The organism is Microcoleus sp. OTE_8_concoct_300, assembly GCF_031383065.1.
GTDB lineage: Bacteria > Cyanobacteriota > Cyanobacteriia > Cyanobacteriales > Microcoleaceae > Microcoleus.
The window spans coordinates 1-4,655 of record NZ_JANMZH010000064.1 but is presented as its reverse complement, the minus strand read 5'-3'; the positions used below and the strand labels follow the sequence as shown (position 1 = coordinate 4,655).

11 protein-coding genes are annotated in these 4,655 nt (G+C 43.4%); 3 read left to right on the top strand and 8 right to left on the bottom strand.

The genetic code is table 11. The features are described 5' to 3' along the window. Positions 1–203: 203 nt before the first annotated feature. From ACUVJL_RS03110 to ACUVJL_RS03075, 8 genes are all read right to left on the bottom strand, one after another. Positions 204–671: a hypothetical protein gene (locus tag ACUVJL_RS03110; RefSeq protein ID WP_445244505.1), complete on the bottom strand. Its 468-nt coding sequence runs from the start codon at positions 669–671 to the stop codon at positions 204–206. Positions 672–687: 16 nt separating this feature from the next. Continuing rightward, complete coding sequence (locus ACUVJL_RS03105; protein ID WP_445244504.1) at positions 688–942, bottom strand: hypothetical protein; 255 nt, start codon at positions 940–942, stop codon at positions 688–690. Between the two features lie 2 nt (positions 943–944). After that, positions 945–1,139 carry a hypothetical protein gene (locus ACUVJL_RS03100; protein WP_445244503.1) on the bottom strand — a complete coding sequence of 65 codons (195 nt, stop codon included), beginning with the start codon at positions 1,137–1,139 and terminating at the stop codon, positions 945–947. Positions 1,140–1,307: 168 nt separating this feature from the next. After that, positions 1,308–1,637, bottom strand: a complete 330-nt coding sequence (locus ACUVJL_RS03095; RefSeq protein WP_445244502.1) for a hypothetical protein — start codon at positions 1,635–1,637, stop codon at positions 1,308–1,310. Then, complete coding sequence (locus tag ACUVJL_RS03090) at positions 1,638–1,904, bottom strand: hypothetical protein (protein WP_445244501.1); 267 nt, start codon at positions 1,902–1,904, stop codon at positions 1,638–1,640. Further along, positions 1,895–2,464 (bottom strand): hypothetical protein, encoded by a 570-nt coding sequence (locus ACUVJL_RS03085; protein WP_445244500.1) that lies wholly within the window; start codon positions 2,462–2,464, stop codon positions 1,895–1,897. Before ACUVJL_RS03085 ends, ACUVJL_RS03090 begins: the two co-directional genes overlap by 10 nt. Then, complete coding sequence (locus ACUVJL_RS03080) at positions 2,448–2,801, bottom strand: hypothetical protein (RefSeq protein ID WP_445244499.1); 354 nt, start codon at positions 2,799–2,801, stop codon at positions 2,448–2,450. The genes ACUVJL_RS03085 and ACUVJL_RS03080 overlap by 17 nt, the downstream gene beginning before the upstream one ends. Before the next feature lie 65 nt (positions 2,802–2,866). Continuing rightward, positions 2,867–3,100 (bottom strand): hypothetical protein, encoded by a 234-nt coding sequence (locus ACUVJL_RS03075; protein WP_445244498.1) that lies wholly within the window; start codon positions 3,098–3,100, stop codon positions 2,867–2,869. A 168-nt stretch (positions 3,101–3,268) separates the two neighbouring features. On the opposite strand from ACUVJL_RS03075, the gene ACUVJL_RS03070 reads away from it, so the two are divergent. The 3 genes from ACUVJL_RS03070 to ACUVJL_RS03060 form a co-directional block, all read left to right on the top strand. Next, positions 3,269–3,481: a hypothetical protein gene (locus tag ACUVJL_RS03070; protein ID WP_445244497.1), complete on the top strand. Its 213-nt coding sequence runs from the start codon at positions 3,269–3,271 to the stop codon at positions 3,479–3,481. A gap of 380 nt (positions 3,482–3,861) precedes the next feature. Beyond that, positions 3,862–4,527 carry an IS66 family transposase zinc-finger binding domain-containing protein gene (locus ACUVJL_RS03065; protein WP_445244496.1) on the top strand — a complete coding sequence of 222 codons (666 nt, stop codon included), beginning with the start codon at positions 3,862–3,864 and terminating at the stop codon, positions 4,525–4,527. A gap of 62 nt (positions 4,528–4,589) precedes the next feature. Next, on the top strand, positions 4,590–4,655 hold a 66-nt coding region (locus tag ACUVJL_RS03060), incomplete at its 3' end, for an IS1/IS1595 family N-terminal zinc-binding domain-containing protein (protein ID WP_445244506.1).

Genomic DNA, 4,655 nt, shown 5'->3' with positions numbered 1-4,655 from the left:
AATTTATTGACAGTTATACAAACTTGCCGTCGTCAAAGACCTTCAGTCCGCCAAGTTTTTTGAGCAAGCGATCAAAGCGAGGGTTAATCCTGCTGTGCAGACCCCATCTTTAATACCCCAAGTTGAGACCTGAATCCTTACCACTCTTTCTCTTAGGTTTTGGCTTCTTAGGTTGCCGTTGGTGTTTAAGTATTAGACTCGCTTTAGCGTTTTTGTGTCGCATTCAATTCTTTCCTTAAAAGTTCGAGTGAATGAGACAAAAGCGCGACTCGTTGACGACATAACGCTTTATGTCGTGCATAAAGAGTCCGTAGTGTTTGACTAGCATTAAACCGCGTCTCAAAATCACTGGATTTCAAATCTTCTTCAAATTTGGCGATCGTAATTTTATTCTGTTCGGTTTCGGCTTCAATTTCATCAAGTGACATCTCGTAGCTTGCGGGGCGCGAACGCGCCATCGGTCTTTTGACCTTAGACATCAAAACCACTTGTCGTGCTGCCAGTTTTTCATTACGTTTCGATATCTGCAAAAGTTCTTGACTTAACTTCAAAGAAACCTTTTTATCAGTGACCTGTTCGATTTGAACTTTCAGATTATTTTGGAGCAATTCGTTTGCATCGCGCTCAGTTTGAAGCTCCTCATAGGTCATGCTTGTCAGTTTTTTTACCATGAGAATTAGCTCCTAACTACTCGACTGTTTGACGGTTATTGTTGCTGCCAATGCCCACGGACGGAGCAATTTGATAAACTGTGGTGTTGTTGACTGTTTGACTGCCCTGTACGATCGTCGGTTTCGCTTGTTTGAGGGCTTCTTGATACCCGGTTTGATAGCAGAGTGCACTGAAACCAACTACCAATGCTGGGATAGCTCTACTCATCAAGGGATAGCCAGATTCTGTCTTAGTTGTGGGTGTTGAATCTGTCGAAACTTCGTTATTCATGGTTAATAATCCTTACTGTGATTAACAATCCTTGCAACTGTGTTATTTTCACTATCGGTTGAAAGACTTACCCAACCTTCATCTGCCATATCTTGAACATCAATTTCTACTCGCCATTCTTCGATTAAAGTACAGAAAGCAATTTCTGCTGTACTGCCTACTCCAAAAAGTTTCAGGAAATCAAGAAGGGCTTGCATATCAGTGGTTATTTCCACCCTTTGTCATCCTTCAGCTTTTTGTATCGGTATTGAATGTTTTGAACTTTCTTGCCCTGCTGGATATTTCGCCACACATTCAGAATATTAAGTGAAAGAATCAGGAGACTGATTAGAATTACTGTTGTCAGGAGTATTAACCCGATTTCATTATTGCTCCCAACAATCACCAGTGAGATAATCGTCGTGAGATGCGAATGTGCATTCATAATCTTGTTGCTCAGTTTCAAATCTGTAACAAGTTTCGGGATAAGGACAATGCCTACCACCTACACAATTTGGCGGTATTTCTCGTTCTTTTGGTTGGCAGAGTTGCAGGTTGTCGTCTACTGGTTCAAGAAGTCGAGTTCTATCGCCTAACTCTGACAAATCCAAATCAATTAGTCGGCAGAGTTCCAAGCAATTTTTTTGAGCACTGTAAACGTAAACTTTTTGGTTTGGATGCCAATCATAAACTTTGTCAGAAGTAATGGGAATCATTTAGCAAATTCCTGTCATCCAAACTGAAGGGGCTGAAATGGGATAGGGATTACCAGACGTTCTAAAAATCGATACTAGCCACTGAATCATCGTCTTTTCCTCTTTCTGTCTTTTTGAACAATTGCAGTGTGATGAGGAGAGCAAACTCGCATAAACAACCAAGGCAATGAGTAACTTTTCTCGGTAAGCTGAACGAGCTTGCTCTTCTAGAATTAGCCGATCGCTGTAAGCTGTAGCTAATTCTATGCAAGATTCAATTAACCCCAAGCACCAGTGATCTGCTTCGGCGCGTTGGTTTTTTTTCCTGGCAAGCTACCGTTACGAAGATCGAGGGGAGCATTCTGGACTGAGCTAACTATTTCTTTGAAATTTGCGCGAGTATTTGTCGATCGAGATTTGAGCTGATCAACTACATTGTCTCCAAGGGAGATGTAGAAGGCATCAACTACTGAAGCAGCAGCAGCAGCACCCACATCAGTCATCGCCAGGGCTGCTTCAGATGTGGCCGATCGAACTGCAACCACTAACTGACTGGTTTCTTCCTGCCCGTCTCGGTTTTCAGAGTGGTCAATTTCACTATCGTTGATATCATCGCAGTGCTCAGCATATCCGGTGCGCTTCGCAGCAATGTCTAGCAATGCGTCAGTCGGTGTCTTCAATTCTTCACGAATCAGACGATAATACTCGCGCACTTCGTCGATATCGACTCCTTCGACCTGAGCATTCTGCCATTTTCGATGACCGAGCGCTTTACGAACGGTGGTAATGTCGGACACTTTACCTAGTCCGAGTTCAAACTTTAGATCGACTCTAGATGTTGTGGTCATTGGTGTTAAGTCCTACGTTTTGTAAGTGTTTGCGCGTTTTTTCGAGATCTCGATCGCAGGCAACGAAAATTTCTTCGACCTGAACCAGACACTGTTTCTGAAAATCTGAAAATTTACGGGTATGAAGAACTCGATCGCATTCTGGGCATTCTTCTTCTAGCAGTGTCAGTCGGCGTTTAAATGTCGCTTCCGACATTGGTACTGGTTTGCGTCTAGTTTTACGGCCGACGCTTCCCAGAATTTGCTTTATTTGCGATCGAGTCCAGTAATTTGCTCTACCCAATTCATCTTGATATTGGACTGTGTAAGGCTTTCGACACTTTTTCTCGTATCTCATGAGCTATTTTTAGTACCCTTTCTTTGAGCTCTTCAAGTAGCTCACGACAGAGTAAAAAAAGGAGTCTAGCGCCTGCCACTGCCGGGTTTGGGCGCTTCTTCTGACTTTGTTTCTTTGGCTGAAGCTGAATTGCTGGCAACCAGCGGATAAGCTGCTTTTGCGTCCCAGTAACCATACTCCCGAGCGGACTCAAATACTTTCTTTGCTGCTTCGTCCGCTGTTCTTCCGAATCCTCTCACGATCAAGTTACGGTTGAATTCCCGTTCAACTACGATCGGATATTCCGTCTGTAGTAACATATTTCTGTCTCCTAGTGCCGTCTGCCGGCATTGGTTGAAAGTCCCGAAAAGTGGTACCAACACTTTTCTGGGCGTTTAAACAAATTGTAACATCCAATGGATGTTGCGTCAAGAAAAAACTTGAATATTTAGCTAAGATTTGTTTCGCTCATGGAATATGCTAGATTTATGAGCGAGGAAAACAGTAAAAAAGGAAAAAGTAGGGATACTCGCGATCGGCTCACATTTGATGTGGGTGAGTTACGCGAGCGACTTAGAGCTCAGGCGATCGAACCGGGTCAATCGCTGGCTTCGATCGTTCGCATGGGACTGCTGGAATGGTTAAGGATTCGCGAAGAAAATCAACAAAATCAAGAATCTAAATCTAAAAAAAGCGATTAAATTGATATATCAGTTATTGAAAATGCTTAAATCCTATATCCCGTATATGTTTGAGCGATGCAAATTAAACCTTGACATCGTAGGGGTCACTGGTTCGAGTCCAGTTGTGTCCATCAAAAAAAAGCCAGAGTTTATGAGCCAGGTTTCGCCGGAGCGGTTGATGGTATGGTGGGATTTTAAAGGCGATCGCTCGATCGGGTAGAGTTTGATAGATCCTGGGGGGTGACAACCAGCCCCAAACCCAGATGGGGTAAAGATTGAACCCAATGGTGGTAAAAAAATATAGGCAGCCGAATTGTTACACGGGCTTCCTATCCAAAAATAAATGGTAATTGCTCAACCCCCTTGACAAGAAGACAAGATAGACATTAGATCAAGGGATGGAAAAACTCCCCGACCTAAAACAGCTATCGAACGAGGCAAAAGAAGCCTTGATAGTAGAGCTATGGGAGAAAATCCAAAAACTCACCGCAGCGTTAGCAACCACAGACCAACCAAAACTAGGCCCATCTCCCAAAAAAACCAGCAAAAATTCTAGCACTCCACCGTCCAAAGGATTCAAGCCCAACATTCAGCCATCGAAAATTGAGGGGATAAAAAGACAAAGAAGCCTAGGAAGAGCAGGAGGGGGAAGACAGCTACATCCTGAACCCGACCAAACAATCATCGCCCAAGTCAAAAATTGCCCCCAGTGTGGAGAGAAAGTCACCACTGCTGGCCAAAAATTGCAATCCGTCTACGAAAAAATCGAACTACCCCCAATTCGCCCCATCGTCACCCGAATCGAACGTTATGGTGGTCAGTGTGCCTGCTGTCAAACCGAATATGTTGCACCTGTACCATTGGGAATGGAACCAGGTTCACCGTTTGGCAGTTCAATTCAAAGCTTAGTTACATATCTACGTTACACTCATGCCATCAGCTACGAACGGCTATCGTCCATATTTGGAGAGGTCTTTGGACTAAAGATATCAGAAGGAGCAATCGCCAACTTGCTGGGGAAGGTCAAAACCAGTTTAGATGATCAAGTAACTCGGCGTTGCTGAACTATGGTATGATGAAGTTGTCCTCCGAGCTTCAAAAATAACACACATTTAAAAGCAATATTATGCAATGCCCTGAATGTAATTCAACTCATATCAATAAAAATGGTCACAAAAAAGGCAAGCAAAAT

Coding starts and splice junctions, on each gene's coding strand:
- ACUVJL_RS03095 (WP_445244502.1), bottom strand. CDS start 1,637: ATGATTCCCATTACTTCTGACAAAGTTTATGATTGGCATCCAAACCAA.
- ACUVJL_RS03085 (WP_445244500.1), bottom strand. CDS start 2,464: ATGACCACAACATCTAGAGTCGATCTAAAGTTTGAACTCGGACTAGGT.
- ACUVJL_RS03075 (WP_445244498.1), bottom strand. CDS start 3,100: ATGTTACTACAGACGGAATATCCGATCGTAGTTGAACGGGAATTCAAC.
- ACUVJL_RS03105 (WP_445244504.1), bottom strand. CDS start 942: ATGAATAACGAAGTTTCGACAGATTCAACACCCACAACTAAGACAGAA.
- ACUVJL_RS03110 (WP_445244505.1), bottom strand. CDS start 671: ATGGTAAAAAAACTGACAAGCATGACCTATGAGGAGCTTCAAACTGAG.
- ACUVJL_RS03100 (WP_445244503.1), bottom strand. CDS start 1,139: ATGCAAGCCCTTCTTGATTTCCTGAAACTTTTTGGAGTAGGCAGTACA.
- ACUVJL_RS03070 (WP_445244497.1), top strand. CDS start 3,269: ATGAGCGAGGAAAACAGTAAAAAAGGAAAAAGTAGGGATACTCGCGAT.
- ACUVJL_RS03065 (WP_445244496.1), top strand. CDS start 3,862: ATGGAAAAACTCCCCGACCTAAAACAGCTATCGAACGAGGCAAAAGAA.
- ACUVJL_RS03080 (WP_445244499.1), bottom strand. CDS start 2,801: ATGAGATACGAGAAAAAGTGTCGAAAGCCTTACACAGTCCAATATCAA.